Source organism: Shewanella sp. 6_MG-2023 (assembly GCF_030547195.1).
Classification (GTDB): Bacteria; Pseudomonadota; Gammaproteobacteria; order Enterobacterales; family Shewanellaceae; genus Shewanella.
In genome coordinates, this window is record NZ_JAUOQU010000021.1 from 1 (window position 1) to 25048 (window position 25048).

Below are 25048 nucleotides of genomic sequence, written 5' to 3' on the forward strand. Positions count from 1 at the left end.
CTATCTTGTACGCTCGCCAATGTCGGGCGTATTGTTAGTGATGCATTGACATCCACGACAGGTAAGTTGTAGCGCTGTGTTTCAATATTTTGCTTCTCCATTCGCGCGCGCAAACTGTCGGCAATATTCATATCATCAACATTTAAGTAATGGGGCTCAATGCCCTGTTGTTTCAAGCCTTGCAGTAGCCTTTGGGTGTGGCCACATGAGTCTCGCCCGTAAACAGCAATATAAGGCTCATTATACAAAGGAGGCAAGCTAGGCTTTGGGCCAAAGTCTTGCCAGGCTTTATAGAGGCAGAAGCCAATTAATAAGAGCAACAGTCCTTGTTTCATTATTTTTCCTATTAAGGTATTTTTTAGCGCTAACTTTTCTTGCTAACATCAGCAAACCAAGGTTTGATAGGCTTTTTCACCTTAGGTAATAAATCGCTCAGCTCATCCATAGACTCAGCTAGTACAGTATTAAACGCCTCTTGCAAGGGAACAAACCTGCCCGCTTTCATCCCTTGCTGTTCAAGCTTTTCTTTTGCTTCAGCGTTCAGCACTATGTATGAGGATAAAAAACAACAATTGGTGAATTCGAAAACATCATACTTTGTTGCAACTGCGGTAAGCGCGATATGACCTGTGGGCAATATATCTCCCTCTCTATCCAACTGAAACTCAGAGTTTTGTTCATCATAAAAAATAAACTGCGGGTCTTGTTGCACACCTTTTAACCACTCGCCACGCTCAAATGCGATATAGAAATAATCGTGCTCGGTTTGCTTGCCTTGCATATACACCGTTAAACGCTTCTTAAAGTACGGCGCTAACCTGAGACTATCGAGTATTGCCATTATCTCAGCAGACACTACGTGCCCATCAAACTGACAATAATCAAACAACAAGGGCTCTGGTTTATCAAAATTCCAAAAGATTTCATCACCGCTGATATCTTTAACGTCAAAAGGAAAGTTAAATTGACTAGCCTTGACTGGAAGCTCAATATCAGGCTCTTGGGATAAAATGCCATAAGGATAGGCTGAATAATAAGGGCTATTATTATCTTCCATTAATACAAAATACTGCTCGGTCATTAGCCTAACCCTCCACAACGATTTTTTGCAAACTCGCCATTAAACAATTCATTTTTTAGTTTCATTTGCGCTTTACGCACGGCATCCCGTGCTTGCCTTTTATCATATTTACCAGCATCAAATTTATCCTTAATTTTTTTCAGCTTGCTATTCACGACCTTAGAGTAGTTAGGATGTGATCCACTGTGAGCCGTTTGTGGCCCACCGGGCGTAATCCCTCCTGCGCTATTAGGCAACAAGATGCCATTTTCAGGCTTATTCATTCTATTGCCAAGGCCAATATTATCTAAAAATGGTTTATTACGCTTCCATTCAGCTTGAGGGATAACATGATGACCTTGCTTGCCATCACCGACTTTGCCGCCGAGTTTTCCTGCTCAATAAAACTAATTAGTTTATATTTATCGAGCGCTTTTTCTTTAAGGAATTCAGGGAAAGTATCAAGATCGCGCTTAACTAATTCTGAATCATCTAGCTTGACGTATTGAGCTGGGGTTTCAGGCTTTTTGACAGATGTAGACTCTGTAAACTCATCTTCAAAGTCCATCATGTATTACACCAAACAGATGGGTTGCAAGAAAGGTCGTCTTGATTCAAATCTGCTTTTATCAAGCTTTTATTCATTAACGAATAAAGTAAAGAACGGGTTTCACCGATTGAAAGTTAATATTCAGCCGCAACATCATCCAGTTGAATTATTCCTGACTTTCGAATCAACTGGAGCAACTCACGTTGAATATCGGTCACACCATAGATACCAGAGTATCGGTGTAATAATTTGAGATTATTTAAGATTGGATTTACACGGATTTGCTTATCTGTAACGAGAATAAGCTCAGTGCCAAATACCCGAGCAGCCTCTTTTTTAGCTACAAACTTTGCTCTAAAAACAGGGTCGAATGTCTTACTGTAAGGTTTATATTCATGAAACTTTGTCGTCCCATCAATATAGTGAAGTATCGCGTCTGGTGTATAAGGTAATCTTTTACCCTCAAAATAATAATAAAAACCTTCAGGCTGACTACCAAAAGTCTCTACTGACTCGTTATATTCATGATGGAAGCATGCATCGAACTCTAGCGAGCTTTCACACATTATTGTTTCGTTAAATTTTGCACTCGCAAACTTAAAGACATTTTTATTGGGCGAAGGCTTGCGTAAATTTCTAATGTACATGTAAAAAACATAAGAGATATATCAGTACAATAAGCGTACAGCGGTTCAATATTTTGTCAAACTTGTCAGACTATGGTTTAAAATAAACGCAAACAACTGATTAAAAACAATTTTTAACATGTGTGAAAATTACAAAACATCTTTTTATGTCAAACTATGCTTTAAATTTGTCAAACTATGGTTATATTATGTCAATGTATGGTTTCAGCAACAAAAAAATCAAACTATAGCTAAAAAATGTGAAGCCCTACTTCATTGCCGCTTTCACATACACATCAAAACGGTTTTTCTTAGTCGCAATAACCATACTCGGTTTTACTCCATCAAGATCTTCAGCGTAATCAGGGCGTTTTACTGCCACTCGCTTAGTGGCTAATGCCATTGCTGGCGCCAACAGGCCATCGGCATCAAGGTCTGCGCCCACTAATGTTTGGAATACGCGCATTTCTTTTTTTACCAAGGCTGACTTTTCGCGGTGGGGATACATGGGGTCTAAATAAACCACATCAATTTCTGTCGCGGTCGTTTTAGCAGCATCAGCTAAGGCACTAAGGCTCGATCCATGAAATAAACTCATGCGCTCACGCATCCACTCACCAATTTCAGCGTCTTCATAAGCACGGCGCAGTCCATCTTCAAGTAACGCTGCTACTACAGGATGGCGCTCAACCATAATCACTTTGCAACCTAGGCTAGCCAACACAAAAGCATCGCGGCCTAAACCTGCGGTGCCATCAACCACGGTTGGGGTTACCCCTTGTTTAAGGCCTACCGCTTTGGCGATTGATTGGCCGCGGCCGCCACCAAATTTACGACGGTGAGCAACAGCACCTGAAACAAAATCGACACTTATACCATCTAATTTAGGTTCATCACGTTTGTGCAGGCTTAAGGTGTTGTGCTCAAAACGCAATTCAAACTGCGCCTCTTTGCTCCACTCAAAACCCCAACGCTCACTGATATCAACCAGTGACGGATATTGCTGATTAAAAAAAATCGGTATTTGCAAAAGTATTTCCAGATATTTAGTAGACTCAAGGCTATTATGCCAAAAGCCCGCCAGAGTGAATACCTATACCTGCTTAGACTTAGCCCCTATAATGTAGCTATCTTGCAGCTTAGACTGCTTATTAATTTTCGGACACTCTCATGTTAAGTTACCGCCACGGTTTTCATGCTGGCAATTATGCCGATGTACTTAAGCACACTATGTTGCTGCAAGTACTTAAATTGATGCACAAAAAAGATAAGCCTATGGCCTATATCGATAGCCATGCGGGTGCAGGCGGTTACTCACTAACTGATGAGTTTTCAAAGAAAACTGGCGAATATTTAGATGGCGTAGCTAAGCTTTGGGGTAAAGATGATTTACCTGAGCCTTTGCAGCTGTATATTGACGATGTAAAACACTTCAACCAAGGTGAGGAAGAACTGTCTTTTTACCCGGGTTCACCTGCTTTTGTTGATATGAACATGCGTGAAAAAGATCGCATGGTTTTACATGAGTTACACGGTACTGATTTTGCTTCACTTGATGAACAGTTTGCTGATGACAGACATGTTCGTGTCGTTAAAGGTGACGGCTTAAAAGGTTTGATAGCTGCAGTGCCTCCTCTTGAGCGCCGCGCGGTTGCCTTGATTGACCCAAGTTATGAAATGAAAACCGATTATCAAGATGTTGCCCATGCCATTATCAAAGCACACAAACGCTTTGCTACTGGTGTTTATATGCTGTGGTATCCGGTGGTTGATAGAGCTCAAACTGAGTCCATGTTAAAAATACTGGCTGATAGTGGTATAAAAAATCAGCTGCGGATTGAACAATCAATTACCCCTGACAACAATGTATTTGGTATGACTGCAGCAGGCTTATGGGTGATAAACCCACCATGGAAGCTAGATACTACCGCGAAAGAGACATTAGATTACCTAGAGCGCTGTCTTGGCCAAAGCGGTGGTAAAACCGTGGTTAAGTTAGAAGTGCCTGAATAATTTAAACTAACTGAGCTTAAGCCGCTCTTTTAATGGTTTAAGCTCAATAAAAAAGCCCATGTCATATTTGCATGGGCATTACTCAAGTTTATCAGCTTGTATAAGGTTTCAATTCGCATTCATCATCACTTGAACGAAAAATAGAACCAAAAATTGCAGAGATAAACCCCTCTTGAACATCCTTATTTTTACTCAAAGATGCTGTAGCCCCAGGCCTAGCTTCCCGCTCTTCACGTTCTTTAGCACTATCATGCGCTCCCTGAATAAAATCACAGGTTGCATTTTGTGCCGTCATTGATGAGCACCCGCTAATACCAACTAAAATAACCGATACTAAACTAGCTATGAATATCCTTTTCATATTTATCCTCAATAAATCATAAAGTTAAAAAGCACCAGCCGCTCCAGGGAATACCACTGGACTGGTATTACCGTTGTCGCCGACACTGGCAACACCATAGACATAATTATCTATGACCATGTTTTTCATAATAAATTCATTCACGTTACCAACATAACGACTATGACTCCATTCAGATTCTGTGGCTGAGCGCCAATAGACCCGATAACCTAATATATTCTTATTCGGTTGTGGCTGCCATTGCAGTTTGGTATCGGGTTGCATAATACCTTCGATGTTCACCCCTTTTGGCGGCTCTGGTGCCCACGCCATTGAAGCCAAACTAATGGCATTAAGTGCGGTGAGCTTGGCATTAAAGTCAAAATCCACCCCAGCAAGCACATCACCATATTCAATAGCATTTTCAGTGCGAATATCTTGATGCTGGCGATCATAATGCTCATTAGCTTCCATCACTCTAACGGCAGGCATACCTGCTTTATTAAACGGTAAATGATGGCCGCCACGGCCAAAGCGATCGAGACGATATACCAACATCACATCAAGGTTAGTCATGTATTGATCAACTAAGGATTTAATTTTTCGTGCCAGATTACGTGAAGCGGAATCATTTTCGCCACCGCTGAAATAACGCTGTTTGGCTTCCTCAGGAGTTTCTGCAATTCTGACCCCTTCAGAAAATACTCTTACAGTAGAATTGTTAATAACCCCGTTAATGCCAGCAATATTGCCAATCATGTCATTGTTCAACACCGCTTGGATTTGCCAGTCATGCTTTTTAGCATAATTAATCAGCACATCACCGCCATATAAACCTTGCTCTTCACCTGAAAGCGCCGCATAAACAATTGTGCCATTGAATTGATATTTCGACAGCACTCGCGCGGCCTCTAAAGCGCCAGCAACCCCAGAGGCATTATCATTGGCCCCCGGAGATACCGAGGTAAAATCCATCGGGTCGGTTACCCGAGAGTCAATATCACCACTCATCATTACCACGCGGTTAGGATCTGTTGTGCCTCGCTGAATCGCAAATACATTTACCACTTCAGTGGGTTCAGGAATGCGTTTACCACTAACCGTTTCGCCCACCATGACAACTTCTAAACAGCCACCACAATCAGCAGATATCCGTTCAAATTCAGCTTTAATCCAGCGCCTTGCTGCGCCAATACCTTGGGTATCAGATTGTGTTTCAGATAAGGTATGACGAGTGCCAAAGCTCACCAGCGTTTCTACATCTGTGCGTAAACGCTTAGCCTGCGGCGCTGTGGCAATATCATATAAACGCAGATCTTCTTCTGATGGCGCGAGATGACTTTGCTGGGCTGCAATCGCATTAAACCCAACAATATTAACGCTTAATAGCGATAGTACGCCAATAACTTGATAGCACTTTTTTATGGTTATTGTGTGTGTATCCCTGTTCATATCATCCTCTTAAATCTTTAGATTATTAGCTCGCTAATGCTGCTTGATAGCGTTTTAGCAAGATTTTTACCCGCTCAACATAGGCTTGAGTCTCTGGGTATGGCGGGATTCCTTGGTACTTAGTCACGGTTGTTGGGCCAGCATTATAGGCGGCGCAGGCAAGCTCAATATCATTATCAAATCGTTCAAGTAAGTACGCTAAATATTGGCTACCACCCAGAATATTCTGCCGCACGTTATAAGCATCGGTCACGCCCAACTCTTTGGCTGTGGCAGGCATTAATTGCATTAATCCAATTGCCCCCACCTTTGAGTGCGCTTTGGCATTAAATGCTGATTCCGCATGGATCACCGCCCGAATTAACGCAGGATCTAACTGAAATTGTTTGGCAGCATCCTCGACTAACTGTTTATGCTTAGAGACAAATATGGGAATACGCTGCCAATCAAGCTGCGAGTCTACTTGGCAGGCAAAGCAGTCATACAATAAAACGTCAAAGTCCTCAGTGGTGGGCACGACATTTGAAAAAGTGGTCACGCCATTTTGTTGATACTGATAGATTTTACGTTTTGGTTTTTTAGTCTGACTACCTGCGGTCAAGGTACTTTTTGCGGTTAATGCGCTTGAAACCATTGTTGGTGCTGCATTATCCGCTGACGGCTGGCGCGAAAAATACTTCTTCTTTGCAGGAGGCTGATAACGCTCTACAACAGCCGCTGATTTTATCGCAGTTTGTTCAACAATCACTTTGGGCTTTAACACCATAGCAGGTTTTGCTGGCTGCTTAAGCGCCACGACCGGAGGGTGTAATACCTGTTGTTTCTTTGGTTTAACTTGAGAGCGGGGTTTAACTTGAGAGCCAGACTCAGCATCACCCGTGTCACTTGCTAAAGGTAATACCACAATAGGCGCATGCAAGACTTGTTGACGCTTGGGCGCTTGGGCTAGGGGCGTCGGCATAGTCGCCACTTTAATCACTTTAGGCTGCACGTTAGTGCTGGTTGCAAGCTGCTTTTGAGGTTTTATGCGCTCACTTTGCGACGCAGTAATTTTATCCGCTTGCGGCGATTTTTCAGTTAATCCTAACGACGCTGCTGTGGGAGTAAGTTTCTGATTCGGTTTGCTTTGCTCAATCTGCGTTTGTGCTTTGGCAATTATTTGCGGTTTAACTGGCGCAGTCATTGTCAGTTGAATTTTAGCTTTCTGCTGTGCCTGTATTTCAAACCCAGCTCCGGTATTGGCTTGGGTAACAGTTACGGAAGCGCTGAATAAGATCAGTAAACTTACACCGCAACCGCTTATTAAGGCGTTTGCGCAACTCTGCCTGAGTAATCGCTTTATGTATGTGTTGACCGTAAAAGCCAAGTTTGAAGCTAAAATATGTAAAGGTATTTTTATCATTATTATTATCACGTTTATATTGAGCACTGACTAGCTTGCCTCATCATAGCGAAGAATCAACACCCTGTTCACTAAACATACACTCAATGCAGATGTTGTTTTTTGCACGATTTTTTACAACTCATATAGAAACCCGACAAATACCATGGTTAAAACCATTAAAAAGCTTAACTTAACAGCAAGCTTTGACGCTACCATTCAAAAAGGTAAAAAATATAGAACAAAATGATTAAAAATATTTTTTAACTCTTTCAAAACAGCACCTTAAGCAAAAACAAGAATGAGTGTTTTTTATACCAACTTACAACATCAGTACAACTAAATAGCGCTTTTTTTCGATAATTAGTTGTTATTGAGTTAGACTCAATGAAAATTTGATGTTAACTGATATTTATCAGCTTTTTCCGCCTAGATTTAAGCTTATTTTAAAATAGGTCATATAGTCTGTAGATTGGCAAAATCTCAAACTCTAATAATTAAGCCTATTTAAGGGATATTCATGAACCTTGATCCATCTAAAGCTGTGCCTAATAAGGGTACGCCTCAGGACCTCGCCTCAAGTGGCACCTTTGTCCGTTTTCTTAACATTGTCGAAAGATTAGGCAATTTATTACCTCACCCAATTACCTTATTTGCCATGTTCTGCTTAGCTGTCATTGCCATTAGTGGTATTGCGGGTTATTTCGAAATGACAGTTGCAGACCCTCGCCCTATGGGCAGCTCAGGTCGCAGTGAGGATGGCTTAATCCATGTGGTCAGCTTGATGAATGCTGAAGGTTTGCGGATGATCGTATCCAACTTAGTGACTAACTTTACCGGCTTCACCCCATTGGGCACTGTATTAGTGGCCTTACTGGGTGTCGGTATTGCTGAGCGCTCAGGGTTATTATCTGCCGCTATGCGTTTATTGGTCATGGGCACTTCAAAGCGCCTTGTTACACTAACGATTGTGTTTGCGGGTATTGTGTCCAATACCGCATCAGAGCTAGGTTATGTGGTGCTGATCCCAATGGCGGCAATGATATTTCACTCCCTTGGGCGTCATCCTTTAGCCGGATTAGCAGCCGCTTTTGCTGGGGTATCCGGCGGCTACAGCGCTAACTTACTATTAGGCACGGTCGACCCTTTACTATCAGGTATCACTGAAGCTGCGGCGCAAATGATTGACCCAGATTATATTGTTGGACCAGAGGTCAACTGGTACTTCATGTTTGTGTCGACCTTTTTAATCACTATATTAGGCGCACTGGTTACCGAAAAAATCGTTGAACCCAAACTAGGAAAATACGATGTATCTGAAGCGGCTGATGACTTATCTGAACAGAAAATGGATATTGTCACTACAGAAGAAAAACATGCCTTAAAGGTGGCGGGTTTCTCTGTATTGGTCTTATCAAGCTTATTGGCATTGACCATTATTCCTGAAGGCGCCCCACTACGAAATCCTGAAACCGGCTTAGTTTCAGGCTCACCATTTTTAAAAGGCATTGTGGCGTTTATCTTTATCGGCTTTGCTATCCCGGGCTTGGTGTACGGTAAAGTGGTCGGCAGCATGAAAAAAGACACCGACATCATTAATGCCATGTCTCACAGTATGAGTACCATGGGTATGTATATTGTGTTGGTATTTTTTGCCTCGCAGTTTGTGGCTTTCTTTAAATGGACCAATTTAGGCGCGGTATTAGCGGTAACTGGCGCGGATGCCTTGAGCAGTATTGGTTTAACTGGGCCATTAGTATTTGTACTGTTTATTATGTTGTGTGGTTTTATCAACTTAATGCTCGGTAGTGCTTCGGCGCAATGGGCAGTTACTGCGCCGATATTTGTACCTATGTTAATGCTAGTAGGCTATGCCCCTGAAACCATTCAGGCAGCGTATCGAATAGGTGATTCGGTCACTAACTTGATAACGCCAATGATGAGCTATTTCGGTCTAATTCTGGCGGTTGCAAGCCGTTATAAGAAGAATCTAGGTATCGGTACCTTGATTGCCACCATGCTGCCTTACTCAATCGTGTTCTTTATCGGTTGGACGCTGTTCTTCTTCCTATGGGTATTTGTTTTAGGCTTCCCTGTAGGTCCTGGCGCTGCAACTTATTACACGCCATAACGAATGTCGTTGTCATACCATAATGACTGAAACTGATTAGCTTATTAGCCCTGTATTTACAGGGCTTTTTATTGCGTTTTTGACAGTGACTCTTTCATGGAGGGGTATTCATTGATAGGTATTCATTGATAGGTATTTATTGATAGGAGTATTTCATTGATGGCACTATTTCATTAATAACAGGAATTGGGTTAGTTGCATTTGCTAGCTATAACCGAGGTTCTGCAACCAAAGCATCGAACTCAACTTAACTGACTCGAGTTATTGCAATACAAGGTGCTCCCACTGATCCGGTCGTTCTTGTCATAGCGCCGTTAATCTGCGCCCATGCCATTAAGCATATCTCACTATGTTAGGTCACAGTAACGGCACACTTCTCCCTGAGTCAGCTCATCAACTTAAGCGATAGCATGGCTGATTAAAGGCAATAAGCCTTAAATAACGAGCAACAAAAAGCCCAGCATCTGCTGGGCTTTTTAAGGATAACTACAGTGATTAGCGCTTATTCAGCTGAATCACTTTTCGTTTCAGGTGGTACATAACCTTTACGCTCTTTCTTATTGAAGATTTTCTCAACCACCACGAAGAACAGTGGGATTAAGAAGATACCAATAAAGGTAGAACTCATCATGCCACCAAGTACGCCTGTACCTAGTGCATTCTTACTACCAGAACCAACACCGGTACTAATTGCTAGCGGTACAACACCTAAACCAAAGGCTAGAGATGTCATCAAGATTGGACGTAAACGTACTCGCACTGCGTGCAAAGTCGCTTCAACCAGTCCTGCACCCTTGTCATAGAAGTCTTTGGCGAATTCTACAATCAAGATGGCATTCTTGGTTGCCAGCCCTACCGTCGTCAGTAGACCTACTTGGAAAAATACATCGTTAGGTAAACCACGACCATTCATCGCCAGCAGTGCCCCGATAACCCCTAATGGCACAACTAGGATTACCGCAAATGGTACCGTCCAACTTTCATAAAGTGCTGCTAGTACAAGGAATACCACTAAAATAGATAGTGCGTATAACGCTGGTGCCTGGTTACCTGATAATCTCTCTTCATAAGATAAGCCATTCCACTCGATACCAAACCCTGGTGGTAAATCTTGCACCATTCTCTCGAAATCAAGCATTGCATCACCAGAGCTATATCCGGGCATAGTTGCACCTTGAATATTGACCGCTGGTAAACCGTTAAAGCGTTGTAATTGTGGCGAACCAAATTCCCATGAACCAGTAGTAAAGGCCGAGAAAGGTACCATTTCACCTTTTGAGTTACGCACAAACCAGGTTTCTAAATCACTTGGTTGCATACGGTATTCAGCATCACCTTGTACGTATACTTTCTTAACGCGACCACGGTCGATAAAGTCATTCACATACGAACCACCATAAGCGGTTGCTAGTACACTGTTTACATCATCGATATCCACACCTAAGGCGCGAATTTTAGCTTGATCAACATGGATTTGGTACATAGGTGCATCTTCTTGCCCATTAGGACGTACGCCCACAAGGTTCGGATTCTGCGCTGCCATACCTAATAACTGATTACGGGCTGCAATTAACGCCTCATGACCTTGACCACTACGATCTTGCAGGTACATATCAAAACCATTGGCCGTGCCTAATTCAATTACCGCTGGCGGTACAAAGGCAAACACTAAGGCGTCTTTCATCTGCATGAAACGACCCATTGCACGGTTAGACAAGGATTGAACATCTTGCCCTTCACCACCACGTTCAGCCCAGTCTTCAAGACCGACGAAAGCAATACCCATGTTTTGACCAGAGCCAGCGAAACTGAAACCTGCAACACTAAATACAGATTTAACGATATCGCCTTCTTCTTCCAAGTAATAGTCACTCACATCCTCAAGCACTTTCATGGTGCTTTCTTGAGTCGAGTTAGTTGGCAAAATTGCTTGGGTAAACAAGATGCCTTGGTCTTCATCTGGCAAGAATGCTGTTGGCATGCGCATGAAAATCCAACCAGTCGCGATAACCAGTACAAGATAGACACCCATCATGCGCACAGTACGCTTAAGGATTTTTGCTACACCCGCTTCATAGCGCGAGGTTAACTTATCAAAGTTACGGTTAAACCAGCCAAAGAACCCAGTATTAATATGGGTATGGCCTTTTGGAATTGGCTTAAGCATGGTGGCACATAATGCCGGGGTTAAAATCATCGCGATTAAAACAGACAGCGCCATTGCAGACACAATCGTAATCGAGAACTGACGATAAATAACACCAGTTGAACCTGACATAAATGCCATAGGTACGAATACTGCTGACAGGGTTAAACCAATACCCACAAGTGCGCCAGTAATTTGATCCATCGATTTGCGGGTGGCTTCAAGTGGGCTTAAGCCCTCTTCAGACATAACACGCTCGACGTTTTCCACCACAACAATCGCATCATCTACTAACAGACCAATAGCCAGTACCATAGCGAACATGGTTAAGGTGTTAATAGAGAAACCAGTCGCTGATAAAATGGCGAATGTACCAAGTAATACCACGGGTACCGCAATCGTTGGAATTAGTGTTGCTCTGAAGTTCTGCAAGAACAGATACATGATCAGGAACACTAAAATCACTGCTTCGATAAGGGTATGCACAACACCTTCAATTGATTTCTCAACAAATGGCGTAGTGTCATATGGGTAATAAATCTCTAAGCTGTCAGGGAAATAAGTTTGCAAGTCAGCAAGCATTTCACGAACATTTTTTGCGGTATCAAGCGCGTTAGCACCTGTGGCTAACTGCACACCAATACCAGCAGCGGGTTTACCGTTAAAGAATGATTCCACTGAGTAGCTTTCAGAACCCAGTGCAACGCGAGCTACGTCGCTCAGGTAAACGTTAGCACCAGAGGTGTCAGATTTGAGAATAATCCCTTTAAATTGCTCAGGAGTTTGCAAACGGCTTTGGGCAGTAATGGTCGCATTTAATTCTTGGCCAGCAATTGATGGCGCACCACCTAATTGACCCGCTGAAATCTGCGCATTTTGCTCACGAATCGCGGCCATAACATCAATACTAGTTAAGTTGTATTGCGTCAGCTTTAACGGATCAAGCCAAATACGCATTGCATATTGGGCTCCGAATAATTGCAATTCACCTACACCAGCAACACGGCTTAACGGATCTTGAATATTGGCAGCAACATAATCGGCAATATCGGTTTTATCCAGCGAACCATCTTCAGATACAAACGCTGCAACCATCAAGAAACCAGCACTTGATTTAACCACGTTAACACCCTGAGATTGCACCTCTTGCGGTAACAAGGTCATCGCAGCTTGCAGCTTATTTTGCACTTGTACTTGAGCAATATCCGGATCGGCTTCAGCATTAAAGGTTAAGGTGATTTTTGCATTACCAAAACTATCACTGCTTGAGGCAATATAACGCAGATGGTCAATACCCGTCATACGTTGTTCAATAACCTGAGTTACTGTATCTTCCATGGTCTTTGCAGACGCGCCAGGATAAAACGCGGTTATTTCAACTGTTGGCGGTGCAATACTCGGGTACTGCGCCACAGGAAGATCTTTAATTGCTAAGACCCCTGCCAACATGATTAGAATTGAGATCACCCATGCAAAAATAGGGCGATCGATAAAGAAACGAGCCATAACGTTACCCTATTTAGTTGGAGTGTTTTCGGTTAAAACTTGTGGAGCAACTTCAGCGCCAGGACGAACTTTTTGCAGACCTTCGACAATCAATTTGTCGCCAGCCTTTAAGCCTTCAGTAATACGCCATTGGTGATTAATCACCTCTGCTGTTTTCACCACGCGCGCTTCAGCTTGATTATCAGCATTAACAATCATAGCTACCGCTTCACCTTTTGTGTTACGGGTAATGGCTTTTTGCGGCACTAAAATGGCTGATGGATCTTGTCCGGCATTTAAAATCGCGCGCACATACATACCAGGCAACAACACCCCATCAGGGTTAGGGAATTCAGCACGGATAATCACCGAACCTGTTGCTTCATTGACGCTCACTTCAGAGAACTGCAATGTACCTACGTTCTCGTAAGTGCTACCGTCTTCAAGAATAAGGGTCACTTCAGCATTTTCGCTTTGCTGTAACTTGCCTTGTCTAAGTTTTGACTTAAGACGTAATAGTTGTGCACTTGATTGAGCAATATCGATATTGATTGGATCAAGTTGCTGAATTTTCGCCAGTGTATTTGATTGATTAGCAGTAACTAGTGCACCAGGAGTGACACTTGATGTGCCAATACGACCAGAGATTGGTGCACGTACTTCTGTGTATTCAAGGTTGATTTTAGCAGTATTAATTGCTGCCTCAGCAACAGTCACCTTAGCGATTGCTTCTTTGTAGGCTGCATCAGCTTCATCAAAGTCTTGGGCACTAATAGCATTGGTTTTAACCAAGGCTGCATAACGGTCTGCTGTAGCTTTCGCAGAAGCCAAGGCTGCATTCGCGCTGGCTAAATCTGCTTCTGCGCTAACTAAAGCAGCTTTGTAAGTTGCAGAGTCAATTTGATACAGTGACTGACCCGCTTCGACATCTTTACCTTCAACAAAACCACGGTTGGTGATGATGCCTGATACCTGTGGGCGTACTTCCGCTTCTAAAAAAGCACGACTACGACCTGGTAATTCAACATAAATGGCTTGAGATTGCTCAGTCACACTCATCACCCCTACTGGTGCGGGTGGTGCTTTTTGTTGGCCTTGGCCTTGTTCGGCTTGACCACAAGCGGTAATCCATAAAGCCGCAGTGATAACTGAGGCTATTTTCAGTGCTTTGCGCATGACTGCTCCTACTCCTAATGACATCATCAGTAAATTTCACCTTGTTTGAAGGGTAAATATTTGCTGGATATATATTTCAACGTTTTTCAACGTTTTAAGCTTGAAATTTTAATGGACGTTGTTATCCCATACACTTGCGAGCTCAACAACCATTACAACCAATTAAAAAATTATAAATTGTAAACAAATAATAAACTTAGATACTTTGTATACGCTTTGTTGACTTAGCTGTAGCAACAACAAAAAATACACACGAAAGTGTTACAAAAAGGTTAACTGGCTCACTTTTAAAAGTGCGTAAATATACAACATTCTAATCAAAAAAGGTGTGCGCCTAGTATTAAATCCTGAAAAAATACCTACCTACAATATTAATTGTGGCACTTGTAGCACGAATACAGAGTTAATCAGCATATCCCGCCACCATCATGAGCCTTGTCAGGATGCTTTATACTGCTTAACCACAGCAGCGTAAGTTGTCATACGCTGACTCGACCACGATCACTAGCCTTCTGATAAAATAAACATATCCCGTCAAAGCTAACAAATCTCTTTAGCGCAGATTGGTAAGCACCATCGCCATTAAAGAATAGTTTATTTTTTAGCCTTAGTGATCCCAACTTGCCTATAAATTGATATAGCGCTCAAATATACCAAGGTGAGGTAATGCACTCAGCTGAGGTTACGACGAACCTGAGCTCACCTGCTTTTTACCACCTTGTTGCGACACTAAAACGGTCAGGAATGCTTCAATCAATAAAAAGATAGTCTACTTATTGATTGAGGCATTAAAATATTTTGCCAATCTTTGAAACCAATACGACGGCTTTATTAAAATGATCATAATGCTCATTGCCATAAATGGCTGAACTAATAGCATGTAGCAGTTCAACATTCATACAGCAAATGTAAACTACACGGTGCAGTTTATTGATTCATTGTTGAAAAGTAAACTACTCAGTGTAATATACTTGCACGACTCCCAGCGAAGATTTGTAAACAGATATGACAATAACCAAGAAAACCCTCAGCCAGCAAAAGCATGAGGCCATAGTTGACGCAGCCAAGCGGATGTTCAAAAAACTAGGTGTAGCGGCGACCAGCATGGATAAACTGGCAGAAGAGGCACAAGTGTCTAAGCGCACTGTTTACAATCACTTCGCCACTAAAGAAGCCTTAGTCATGCACCTTGTAAGTGAGTTATGGTTTGAAGCCATGGCCAGCAATCAAGGGCAATATCAGCCGCAACAAGCGCTGTTTTCGCAGTTATCAGCCATCATTTTGACCGAGATTCAATTTATGAACTCTCGAGAGCATATTGATATGGCACGCGTCGCTATTGGGCACTTATTTTACAATAGTGAAGAAATGGTTCGTGAAATTGAAAAAATGAAACAGCATGAAACGGCGATATTACGCTGGATTAAAGCCGCAGCTTTAGATGGAAGGATTCAAATAGAAGATGCGATGTTTGCCAATGAACAACTGCTGCATTTAATCAAAGGCCAATGTTTTTGGCCGCAAATTTTAACCTGTAACCCACTGTTAAATGATCAACAACGGCAGCATTTAGCCGATGAAAGCGCAAAAATGTTTTTAGCCCGATATGAGGTTTAAAGCCTATTTTCACCCACACTAAGTGAAATAATGCGGCTTATTTCAGCCAAGGTGAGTCCTGACTCTTGCTGCCAGTGGTTAAAAGCCGCTTGGGATTGGCGCAATGCCGTTTGCGAGGTAAATCCGGCATCAACCACCTTAGTGGCTTTGAGATATGACTGCACATCAGTGGTTAATAAAAACGTATCCTTACCCACATTACGTAAAAAATACGGCCCAGTATTGCCACCTAAACGACTGCCTTTCTTTTTTAATACTTGCCAAAGTCCTGTGATATCTTCCGATGGCCAATTAGCAATAAACTCAGCAAAGCTGCCATGCTCAGCCGCAATTTGCTGCACCATATAGGCATTATCAACAATAGATTGGGTTTTCTTTTGATGGCGAATAAGCGTTGCGTCAGTGGCGCGCTGCTGAATTTGATCCGGTGACAGCATTAATACTTTAAACGGTTCAAAATCAAAGAAGGCTTTTTCATACGCAGGCCATTTATTCTCAACCACCCGCCACACAAAGCCACTTTGAAACACTTGCTTGCTCATGGCAGACAAAAGTTGTGCATCAGAAAATTGACCAATCTCATCCGCTTCAAGGGTCAGAGGCAATAAATGAGCTAACGCCTTACTGCCACCTTTTCGCTCACTGGCGCGGTCAAAAATATCGCTGAATTTTTCTAATTTGGCCACAAGCTAACCCCGTTAAATAAATGACTAGCGCTTATTATGCTACCTGACTCAGCTTAGGGGCAATATTCTGATCTTTTTTTACTTGCAGAAATTGTTTCCACTTAACCACTTCAGCAGTCATTACTGGCATAGCGCCGTCGTAGCCCGCTTCGGCAATTAACTTACTGATAGGCACTTGCTTACCTTTGCAAACAAACACACCACGCACATGGGCAATACAATGAACCCCACGATTAGATACAAAGCGCTGCTCAATATAGAAATATTTCTCATCCCAACCAACTATCTTGGTTTCAATGTCAAATTTCTCCAGCGGCTTAATATCTTTAATAAAGGTAAACTCAGATGCGTTTACAATGGGCAGCCATTTAAGTTTTAAAAATCGCTTCATTAAACCCATTTCAGCAATCATATAAGTACGAGCTAAATCTAAAAAGGCAGGATAGCGAGAATTAGTAAGATGCATATTGATATCGCAATCGAGCGGTAATGCGCGATATGAAATACGACTGGTACCTAAAAAATCGATGTGATTACAGTGACGAATACGCCAGACAAACAACCAAAACAGACGAAAATATAAATTCATGGGGCTACAACTCCTTTGTCAGCGGCAAAGGCTATCAGAGGTCATACCAGCGAGCAAGTTTGTTCACAAAATTATCCAGTCACCCCCTAAAACGCCCCACTCTTGATGACATTTTATATCTAAGACTGTGAGCATAAGCCCTTTTTTTATAGTCATTTTTGCCATAAAATGGCCGCGCTTAACTTTATTAAGCATCACAATTTAAATTCTCAGGGCGGGGCGCAATTCCCCACCGGCGGTAAATCGAGGCGACTAAATGCGCCAAGATGAGCCCGCGAGCGCTCGATATTTTTCGAGGTCAGCAGATCTGGTGACTTAGGCCATGTTTTCACATGAAGTACGCCTAACAGTCCAGAGCCGACGGTTATAGTCCGGATGAAAGAGAATAGAAAACACCACTACTTAGGTATGCTGGTGCATTTCGTTTGGCGTAAAGCCACTCTTCAAAGCCCTGATTCTGGTATTTTTTTAGGAGTAAACCATGAATCAGCTAACACTACTTTCGCCATTTGGTGATCCAATCGAACGTGTTGAAAAAGCCTTAGCCGCCTTACGATTAGGTAACGGTGTGTTATTACTCGATGATGAAGATCGTGAAAACGAAGGTGACATCATTTATTCAGCCGAGCACTTAACCGCAAAACAAATGGCATTAATGATCCGCGAATGCAGCGGCATTGTGTGTTTATGTTTAACGGACGAGCAAGCCAACAAACTTGAACTGCCGCCAATGGTGCAAGACAATAACAGTGCTAACCAAACTGCTTTTACGGTTTCAATTGAAGCTAAAGAAGGAGTGACTACAGGCGTTTCAGCTCAAGATCGAGTAACGACAGTAAAAACGGCTACAGCAGTAAATGCGAAAGCCAGCGACCTCGCTCGTCCGGGACATGTATTTCCACTGCGCGCGCGTGCAGGTGGCGTTATGGCTCGCCGTGGTCACACTGAAGGCACGGTTGATTTAATGCAAATGGCCGGTTTATCTCCTGCAGGTGTTTTGTGTGAAGTAACGAACGAAGACGGCACTATGGCCAAAGCGCCTGAAATTGTCGCCTTTGGTTTAAAGCACAATATGCCAGTATTGACCATTGAAGATATGGTGATGTATCGCTTGCAGCATGACTTGAAATTAGCCTAAGGCTTGTTTATAAAGAGCATCTATTTCAAAGCTCTGTTATAAATAAAATGGTAAAAAGAGACGAATATACGTCTCTTTTTAATTTTCAGCTTTATAAGTTATTCACAAACGCTTGATAGCGGCTCATCGCGTGAGCGTTATCTAGCATTCCTTGGTGGCCAGTATTTGGCACCATGATTAACGCTTTAACCTCTGACTGACTCGCATCAAATAATTTTTCAGACAACTCTGCTGGTACTTGATCATCATTCTCTGCGCCAATGACCAGTAATGGGCCTTGGTAGTATTGCGCTACCACTTGCTCATTATCTGCTTTACGGAAATCTTCTGGCATTTCGATACGGGTAAATAATAGATACCAAGGTGTTTTCTCATCAATCCAATCATCAACATTGGTGGCAGAGCCTTGTAATACTAATGCGTCGACACTATTGGTTTTTACTAATTGCGCAGCAATGAAACTGCCTAGAGAATAGCCATGCACAATGACTTTATTTGTTGGGTAATGCTGGTGTAAATAGTCAAGTTGCAACTGTGCATCGGCGATTAAATTTTCAATTCGAGGCTGACCTTCACTGGCCCCTAATCCACGACGATCAACAATGAAAATGTCGGTATTGAGTTCTGATAGTCTGGTTAATATTGATAAACTGTCAGGCTCAATTTTCATGCCGTTACCTTGAAAAAACATCAAGGTCGTATCACTTGTAGGGTTATCGATGTAAAAGCCTTTCAACCTGACTTGTTCGCTGGCATCAATACTCACTGGCGTAATGATATTGTTAGGCATGACTTGTTGTAATTGATCAACAAAATCAGTTTGATAGGCGGCTGGTTGCTCATCACTAACAATAAACGTATCTTCACTGATCCTTATGGTACAAGCGGTTGTCATCAATATCATGCAGCCAACTACGGCCCCAGAGAATATATTTTTAATCAAACTTTTCATCTCATCTTCCTTTATAAAAAACGGTCTAGGTTTCATCCTGATACAGTAAAATATCACCCGGTGAACACGCTAAATGCTGGCAAATCGCATCTAACGTCGAAAACCGGATAGCTTTAGCGCGGCCACTTCTCAGCACCGATAGATTTTGTGGCGTAATCCCAACGAGTTCAGCCAGTTCAGTTGACTTCATTTTCCGTTTTGCCAACATCACATCGAGTTCAATAATTATGGCCATTAAATTGTCAGATCTGCCTCTTGTTGTAATTCAGTCGCATGCTTCATCACCCATGCGATGCAATAAAAAACTAACCCGAACAAGGCAAACTTAAGTTCATAACTACCAAGGCTAAAGTAAATCGGCACTGCACTACTGAGACCGCTAAAGTGCAGTACAGAAGCCACAATCATCGGGTAAAACAGGCTCAATACAATCCACCAAACAAATACCAGCGCGATATGACGTAAGCAACGGAAGTTGTTTTTTGTGAACACTAAGCCTTGCTGATAAAGGTCAAATAACTGATATAGAAAAGTATAAATAAGTAAGTAGGGTAAAATTTCGACGCTACCTAATATCACTCCAGCATGAAAACCTTCAGCATAAAGTGTCTCGGCTAGGATTTTCCACGGCGCACCAAAGTCGACAGCCAGGTAACTGTTAAACCAGCCCCACCAGTCGATCGTCATTACGTATTCGCCTTCTCGAAACTCACCAAATACCATAGTGGCGCCATAACTACTGATTTGTAGCAAGGCTAAAAATATAATAAGTAATTTAATCCATTTACTAAGTAAAACTATTCTATCCATGATTAATTTAGGGTCGGCTAAAGTTAATTAAACGTTAACAGAATTAATAATTAACAGCAACTAATTACCGTTAAACGATAATTACCTCTGTTGATTAGATAATGATAAAAATTGATTTATAAGCTGCAGTCATAAAAAAACCGACAGTAATATGTCGGCCAATTAGATGAACTCTAAATCATGCTTACAAGTCGATAAATAACTGGTTTAAAAGCTGTTTAATTTTCGGATCATTATCTTCAAACTTAATACCTACATTGACTTTGCCATTTTCAAAACGGCTATTACATACTTTGGCTGGTATGGTGATATTCGTGTCATTGGCGTTGCGAATATTAACGAAAATGTCTTTCTCGTTAACTTTTAGGTTTTCATTGTCGGTCTTAAACAAGAAGCCACATCCCTTGGCAGAAATATCAGCAATAATCCCTTTGAGTTCAGAGCCGAGCTTACCTTCACTGTCTTCTCTTGCCTGTATTGAAGACGGTAAATGGGTCACAAAGCGTTGATGGGTGCGTAATTGACGATTCTCAATTTCTTTGGGATAGGTGAGAAATATGAATTTTTCAGGAAATTTAGTGATGTTTCTAATGGTGGTTTTAAATGCAAAACACTCACCTTGCTGGCCTTCCAACAAATAACGCACGACCACACCATTACCATGAGCAAAAACATCTTGATGGTTATTCATCTGAAGCGGAGCTGGATGTTTGAGAATAATATACTTACCAATCTCGTAGCCCACTAACGTGGCTTTAGTTCTAAATTTAACCGGGGAGTTTATTTGTAGATCAACCAAATTACCTGGCATTAAACTAAAAAATATTTGTTCAACTTGTGCGGTCAAAATACGATTCCATTCTAATTTTTATCAGCAACATTCTAGTGCATTCACAACAATAAATTAAGCATATTTAGTGACTTAAAATGAAACTGTGTGATCTTTAAATAATAAAAAGGTGCCCTAAGGCACCCTTGAAATAGTCATAACTCTCGCAAGCTTAACTCACTAGGCGTTTATACCTGAATGACGCAATAGTGCATCGGTATTAGGTTCACGACCCATAAAGCGTACAAATAAGGTCATTGGCTCTTCACTGCCACCCATTTCTAAGATGTTATTTAAGAAGCTTTTACCGGTTTCAGGGTTAAAAATACCTTCGTCTTCAAAACGAGAAAACGCATCTGCCGATAATACTTCAGCCCATTTATAGCTGTAGTAACCCGCAGCATAGCCACCAGCAAAAATGTGCGCAAAACCATGTTGAAAACGATTAAATGCCGGTGGCACATTCACCGCTACTTGGCTACGAACTTCATCTAAAATGCCTTGAATATCTGCGCCTTTAGCTACATCAAACTCATGGTGCATTCTAAAATCAAACAATGAGAACTCAAGTTGGCGTAACATCATCATCCCAGATTGAAAGTTCTTTGCCGCCAGCATTTTATCCAATAAAGCTTTTGGTAATGGCTCGCCGGTTTCAAAATGACCTGAAATTTTCGCTAATGCCTCTTCTTGCCAGCACCAGTTTTCCATAAACTGACTTGGCAGCTCTACCGCATCCCAAGGCACACCATCGATACCCGATACGCCGCCCACTTCAATTTGAGTCAGCATATGGTGAATACCATGACCAAATTCATGGAATAAGGTGGTCACTTCATCATGGGTGAATAAAGCAGGTTTACCGTCCACTGGGCCATTAAAGTTACAGGTTAAATAGGCCACAGGCTTTTGCAAACCTGTGGATGTAACGCGGCGACCACGACAGTCATCCATCCAAGCGCCGCCGCGTTTGCCGCTGCGAGCGTATAAATCTAGGTAGAAACTACCACGATGGACTTTATCAGCATCATAAATGTGGAAGAAACGCACATCATCATGCCACTTATCAAACTCATGTTGCTCTTCAATGGTTAAGCCAAACAGGCGTGACACTGTGTAGAACAAGCCTGATAGCACTGTGTTTTCAGGAAAATATGGACGTAGTAGTTCTTGAGAAACTTCGTACTTGTGGTGCTGTAATTTTTCTGCGTAGAAACTTAAATCCCACGATGCCATTTCAGTCACATCATAATGCTCTTTAGCGAAAGCTTTTAACTCAGCAAGTTCAGCTTTGGCTTGATCTTTTGAGCGTAGGGCTAATTCATTTAAAAATGACAATACTTGACTAGGATCATTGGCCATTTTAGTTGCTAAAGATTTATCAGCATAGCTGTCAAAACCCAATAGCTGGGCTAACTCATGACGCAACGACAAGATTTCGTCCATATTGGCACTGTTATCAAATTCGCCTGCATTGGGGCCTTGATCCGATGCGCGGGTGACAAATGCGCGATAGCATTCTTCACGTAATTGACGATTTTCGCTGTAGGTCATTACCGGTAAATATGAAGGGAAGTCTAGCGTAAATAACCAGCCTTGTAGCTCTTTGGCCTCTGCCATTGCTTTAGCTGCCGCAATAGCTGAATCAGGTAAACCCGCTAATTCAGTGTCATCGGTAATCAGCTTAGTCCATGCTTGGGTTGCATCAAGCAATTGATTTGAAAAATTACTGGTAAGCTCTGATAGGCGTTTTACTATTTCGCCATAGCGCAGTTTTTGCTCATCATTTAAGCCAATACCCGATAACTCAAAGTCACGTAAACTATGGGTCAATAAGGTTTGCTGCGGGGTAGTAATCTTTGCAAAACCGTCAGATTGTTGCAATGATTTATAAGCTTGGTATAACCCTTGGTGCTGACCCACAAAAGTGCCATATTCAGATAATAACGGTAAGCATGCATCGTGCGCTTCGCGCCATTCATCAGTGCTAACCACTGAGTTCATGTGTGATACTGGCGACCAAATTTTGCTTAATTGATCGTCCACTTCTTCAAGGGGGGCAATTAAGTTTTCCCAAGTGTAAACAGAGTTATTGCTTAGCACTTGTTCAATTTTACTTCGACAAGTTGCAATAGCCTGCTCAACTGCTGGCTGGATATGCTCCGCTTTGATTTTCGAAAACTGCGGCAGTTCAGTGTCACTTAGCAATGGGTTGCTCATCTTTGATTCCTCGGGAAGTCGATTCAATATCACCTTCATTGTTAATAGGGGTTAAAGTGGCGAATTTCAAGGGTAAGCAATCATCATAAGCAGGATAAAAGCATCATAGTGACCAACCATTGTTAACCCCTAAGTGCATTAACTAAATGCCAGCAGCGCAATTATCACTCACTAACTGAAAGCCAACACAATAACTGTGAATAAGATCTCAACCTCAGTCAGCCACTTTTTATAAACAAATATTCGACAAGCTGATCACAAATCGTACTCGTTATCATTTTTATTTGAGAAAGTTAATGTATTCTCATTAAAAATTAATTCCTTTTGAGTCTGATACTAAATATGAAACCAACATTGTCATTGTTAGCTGTATCCCTATTGAGTATTTCCCCTTTTATGTCAGCAGCGAATGCCAGTGATGTTGCTGTCGCAGTTGATTTAGGTTGGGACTCAAAATACATCTCAGAAGGGCGTAATAACCTTGAAGATGGCGGCATCTATTGGGCTGGCGCTGCCATAGAAACGGGCAATCTAACCACTTATGCAGTTGTTGGCCGTGGTGACAGTGTTCATTACACTGAATGGAACTTTGGTGTTGAATATAGTTTGCAGCTCCATGATGACTTAGAAACCTTAATCGGCTACCAACGGCTTGAGTTTTATGGTGATGAGCGCGCTAATGATAATGAATTATTTGCTGAAATTGCCTACGTCGGCGTGCCTTGGCTAATTCCTTCACTGGCTTATACCTTTGCCACCGAGGCCAGTGGTTATTTTGTTGAACTGAGTTTACATAGCCCCTGGCAAATCAGTGAACGTTTCTCTGTTACGCCCTATGTGACTCAAGGATTTGATTTTCGCTATGCCAGCCAAGACAACGATGGTGCCAATCATTTTCAGTTCGGAGTTGAAGCGGGTTATGAAATCAGCTCAGAAATTGCTATTAGCGCCCATGTTAGTCACTCGATTGCAATGGAAGATATTAAGCAGCAAGCCCGCAATGAAGGCGTCACGGGCAGTTTAGATCAAACTTATGCAGGGGTTAATTTAAGCTTTAGTTTCTAAACCTTTAGTTTCTAAACCTTTATAAAAATAGCGTAAAAAACGCCATAGATTTATGGCGAAAGTCTACCGCATATTCTAAGCTAAGCGGGTGAACCATGACTCACTTGAAGCAAAGGAATGCTTATGACCATATTGAAAGGGATTTTCCCGCTTATTTTTGTGTTTATAATTAGCCAAATAGCGCCATTATTTATGACCATTGACTCACCTCAGGCCAACGAATTTGAGCAATTAGTCAGTAAACCGGCCAGCGAGAACAAGCAACCCAACCAAGCATCACTATCAATGAAGTCATTGCCGATGAATGTGGTACTTGATCATCAAGGTCAAGCAATCGAGCTACCCGCCACACAATCAGCGCTGGACTATTCTGCTGATGAGATGCTGCTAGAACCGTCGTCTACTCAGCAAGCAGTAAAGCGTGATACAAGCACCGCAAACAATAAAAAAGCCACCAGCAAAAATAAACCGCTCAGACTAGCAAAAAAGACCGCTAACGACCCCAGTTGTCGCTGGCTAGGTAATCGGATTAAACAACTGAGGGTGCAATTAAAAAGGCACTACTCAGAACATGTTGAAACTGAGCTATCTCATCGACAAACTGAGTGGGATTGCTTGCAATGCTCAACCTCAGGCCCAAGCCAAGAGCAATACTCCCAATGTCAGTATCGGCGCTAAACAAACCATAAAAACTTTTTAGCCACCGTAAAACCAATTCCCGACTTAAGCGGCCTAGGAGACTAGCTTGTGGCTGAATTCCGCCCTACAATGGCTGCAAATGA

The 25048-nt window shown here is 42.1% G+C and carries 23 protein-coding genes, 1 pseudogene and 1 riboswitch; of the genes and pseudogenes, 6 read left to right on the forward strand and 18 right to left on the reverse strand.

From position 1 onward, the window contains the following. The 6 genes from Q4533_RS12925 to Q4533_RS12950 all read right to left on the reverse strand — a co-directional run. Window positions 1-335, reverse strand: a 335-nt coding sequence (locus Q4533_RS12925) for a glutaredoxin domain-containing protein (protein ID WP_303502874.1), incomplete at its 3' end; no start/stop codon positions are given. Between the two features lie 29 nt (window positions 336-364). Next, a complete protein-coding gene (locus tag Q4533_RS12930; protein ID WP_303502875.1) occupies window positions 365-1081 on the reverse strand; it encodes a hypothetical protein in 717 nt (238 codons plus the stop codon). Further along, on the reverse strand, window positions 1081-1407 hold the full coding sequence (locus Q4533_RS12935; RefSeq protein WP_102439391.1) for an AHH domain-containing protein: 327 nt from the start codon (window positions 1405-1407) through the stop codon (window positions 1081-1083). The genes Q4533_RS12930 and Q4533_RS12935 overlap by 1 nt, the downstream gene beginning before the upstream one ends. Further along, on the reverse strand, window positions 1368-1631 hold the full coding sequence (locus Q4533_RS12940; RefSeq protein ID WP_241903542.1) for a hypothetical protein: 264 nt from the start codon (window positions 1629-1631) through the stop codon (window positions 1368-1370). Before Q4533_RS12940 ends, Q4533_RS12935 begins: the two co-directional genes overlap by 40 nt. A gap of 113 nt (window positions 1632-1744) precedes the next feature. After that, window positions 1745-2257: a Tn7 transposase TnsA N-terminal domain-containing protein gene (locus Q4533_RS12945; RefSeq protein ID WP_241903541.1), complete on the reverse strand. Its 513-nt coding sequence runs from the start codon at window positions 2255-2257 to the stop codon at window positions 1745-1747. Window positions 2258-2504: 247 nt separating this feature from the next. Next, a complete protein-coding gene (locus Q4533_RS12950; RefSeq protein WP_198589950.1) occupies window positions 2505-3272 on the reverse strand; it encodes a class I SAM-dependent methyltransferase in 768 nt (255 codons plus the stop codon). A gap of 134 nt (window positions 3273-3406) precedes the next feature. Here Q4533_RS12950 and Q4533_RS12955 point away from each other — a divergent pair, with 134 nt between their 5' ends. After that, window positions 3407-4249 (forward strand): 23S rRNA (adenine(2030)-N(6))-methyltransferase RlmJ, encoded by an 843-nt coding sequence (locus Q4533_RS12955; protein ID WP_102439389.1) that lies wholly within the window; start codon window positions 3407-3409, stop codon window positions 4247-4249. Between the two features lie 91 nt (window positions 4250-4340). On the opposite strand, the gene Q4533_RS12960 is transcribed toward Q4533_RS12955, so the two are convergent. The 3 genes and pseudogenes from Q4533_RS12960 to Q4533_RS12970 all read right to left on the reverse strand — a co-directional run. Then, window positions 4341-4610 (reverse strand): hypothetical protein, encoded by a 270-nt coding sequence (locus tag Q4533_RS12960; RefSeq protein WP_303502876.1) that lies wholly within the window; start codon window positions 4608-4610, stop codon window positions 4341-4343. A 24-nt stretch (window positions 4611-4634) separates the two neighbouring features. Next, on the reverse strand, window positions 4635-6041 hold the full coding sequence (locus Q4533_RS12965) for a M28 family metallopeptidase (protein ID WP_303502877.1): 1407 nt from the start codon (window positions 6039-6041) through the stop codon (window positions 4635-4637). A 25-nt stretch (window positions 6042-6066) separates the two neighbouring features. Then, a pseudogene (locus tag Q4533_RS12970) lies at window positions 6067-6612 on the reverse strand (lytic transglycosylase domain-containing protein); the annotation flags it as partial. A 1330-nt stretch (window positions 6613-7942) separates the two neighbouring features. Here Q4533_RS12970 and Q4533_RS12975 point away from each other — a divergent pair. After that, window positions 7943-9553 (forward strand): AbgT family transporter, encoded by a 1611-nt coding sequence (locus tag Q4533_RS12975; protein WP_102439386.1) that lies wholly within the window; start codon window positions 7943-7945, stop codon window positions 9551-9553. A 502-nt stretch (window positions 9554-10055) separates the two neighbouring features. Here the strand turns inward: Q4533_RS12975 and Q4533_RS12980 are convergent. Together Q4533_RS12980 and Q4533_RS12985 are read right to left on the reverse strand one after the other, a co-directional pair. Next, on the reverse strand, window positions 10056-13205 hold the full coding sequence (locus Q4533_RS12980; protein WP_102439385.1) for an efflux RND transporter permease subunit: 3150 nt from the start codon (window positions 13203-13205) through the stop codon (window positions 10056-10058). Window positions 13206-13214: 9 nt separating this feature from the next. After that, entirely contained in the window at window positions 13215-14360 is a 1146-nt protein-coding gene (locus tag Q4533_RS12985) for an efflux RND transporter periplasmic adaptor subunit (protein ID WP_102439384.1), read from the reverse strand. Between the two features lie 1005 nt (window positions 14361-15365). Here Q4533_RS12985 and Q4533_RS12990 point away from each other — a divergent pair. Beyond that, on the forward strand, window positions 15366-15977 hold the full coding sequence (locus Q4533_RS12990) for a TetR/AcrR family transcriptional regulator (protein ID WP_102439383.1): 612 nt from the start codon (window positions 15366-15368) through the stop codon (window positions 15975-15977). On the opposite strand, the gene Q4533_RS12995 is transcribed toward Q4533_RS12990, so the two are convergent. Together Q4533_RS12995 and Q4533_RS13000 are read right to left on the reverse strand one after the other, a co-directional pair. Continuing rightward, entirely contained in the window at window positions 15974-16663 is a 690-nt protein-coding gene (locus Q4533_RS12995; protein ID WP_102439382.1) for a DNA-3-methyladenine glycosylase I, read from the reverse strand. The two genes, Q4533_RS12990 and Q4533_RS12995, sit on opposite strands and share 4 nt — an antisense overlap. Window positions 16664-16697: 34 nt before the next feature. After that, the gene (locus tag Q4533_RS13000; protein WP_102439381.1) at window positions 16698-17252 is read right to left on the reverse strand and encodes a thioesterase family protein; all 555 of its coding nucleotides are present in this window, start codon (window positions 17250-17252) and stop codon (window positions 16698-16700) included. A gap of 201 nt (window positions 17253-17453) precedes the next feature. Continuing rightward, a riboswitch (FMN riboswitch) is annotated at window positions 17454-17643 on the forward strand. A gap of 90 nt (window positions 17644-17733) precedes the next feature. Between Q4533_RS13000 and ribB the strand changes: the two genes are divergently transcribed. Beyond that, on the forward strand, window positions 17734-18390 hold the full coding sequence (gene ribB / locus Q4533_RS13005) for a 3,4-dihydroxy-2-butanone-4-phosphate synthase (protein ID WP_102439380.1): 657 nt from the start codon (window positions 17734-17736) through the stop codon (window positions 18388-18390). 91 nt (window positions 18391-18481) lie between these two features. On the opposite strand, the gene Q4533_RS13010 is transcribed toward ribB, so the two are convergent. The 5 genes from Q4533_RS13010 to prlC form a co-directional block, all read right to left on the reverse strand. Further along, window positions 18482-19342, reverse strand: a complete 861-nt coding sequence (locus Q4533_RS13010; protein WP_303502878.1) for an alpha/beta hydrolase — start codon at window positions 19340-19342, stop codon at window positions 18482-18484. Window positions 19343-19367: 25 nt separating this feature from the next. Further along, complete coding sequence (locus Q4533_RS13015) at window positions 19368-19577, reverse strand: helix-turn-helix transcriptional regulator (protein ID WP_102439378.1); 210 nt, start codon at window positions 19575-19577, stop codon at window positions 19368-19370. Next, the gene (locus Q4533_RS13020; RefSeq protein WP_102475968.1) at window positions 19577-20152 is read right to left on the reverse strand and encodes a DUF2975 domain-containing protein; all 576 of its coding nucleotides are present in this window, start codon (window positions 20150-20152) and stop codon (window positions 19577-19579) included. The genes Q4533_RS13015 and Q4533_RS13020 overlap by 1 nt, the downstream gene beginning before the upstream one ends. Before the next feature lie 184 nt (window positions 20153-20336). After that, window positions 20337-20999, reverse strand: coding sequence for a flagellar brake protein (locus Q4533_RS13025; protein ID WP_241904035.1), 663 nt, complete (start codon window positions 20997-20999; stop codon window positions 20337-20339). Window positions 21000-21161: 162 nt separating this feature from the next. Continuing rightward, window positions 21162-23201 carry an oligopeptidase A gene (gene prlC, locus Q4533_RS13030; RefSeq protein ID WP_303502879.1) on the reverse strand — a complete coding sequence of 680 codons (2040 nt, stop codon included), beginning with the start codon at window positions 23199-23201 and terminating at the stop codon, window positions 21162-21164. Between the two features lie 342 nt (window positions 23202-23543). On the opposite strand from prlC, the gene Q4533_RS13035 reads away from it, so the two are divergent. Together Q4533_RS13035 and Q4533_RS13040 are read left to right on the forward strand one after the other, a co-directional pair. Continuing rightward, a complete protein-coding gene (locus tag Q4533_RS13035) occupies window positions 23544-24266 on the forward strand; it encodes a hypothetical protein (RefSeq protein ID WP_102439375.1) in 723 nt (240 codons plus the stop codon). 123 nt (window positions 24267-24389) lie between these two features. Beyond that, a complete protein-coding gene (locus tag Q4533_RS13040; protein ID WP_303445858.1) occupies window positions 24390-24944 on the forward strand; it encodes a hypothetical protein in 555 nt (184 codons plus the stop codon). The last annotated feature ends 104 nt before the right edge of the window (window positions 24945-25048 follow it).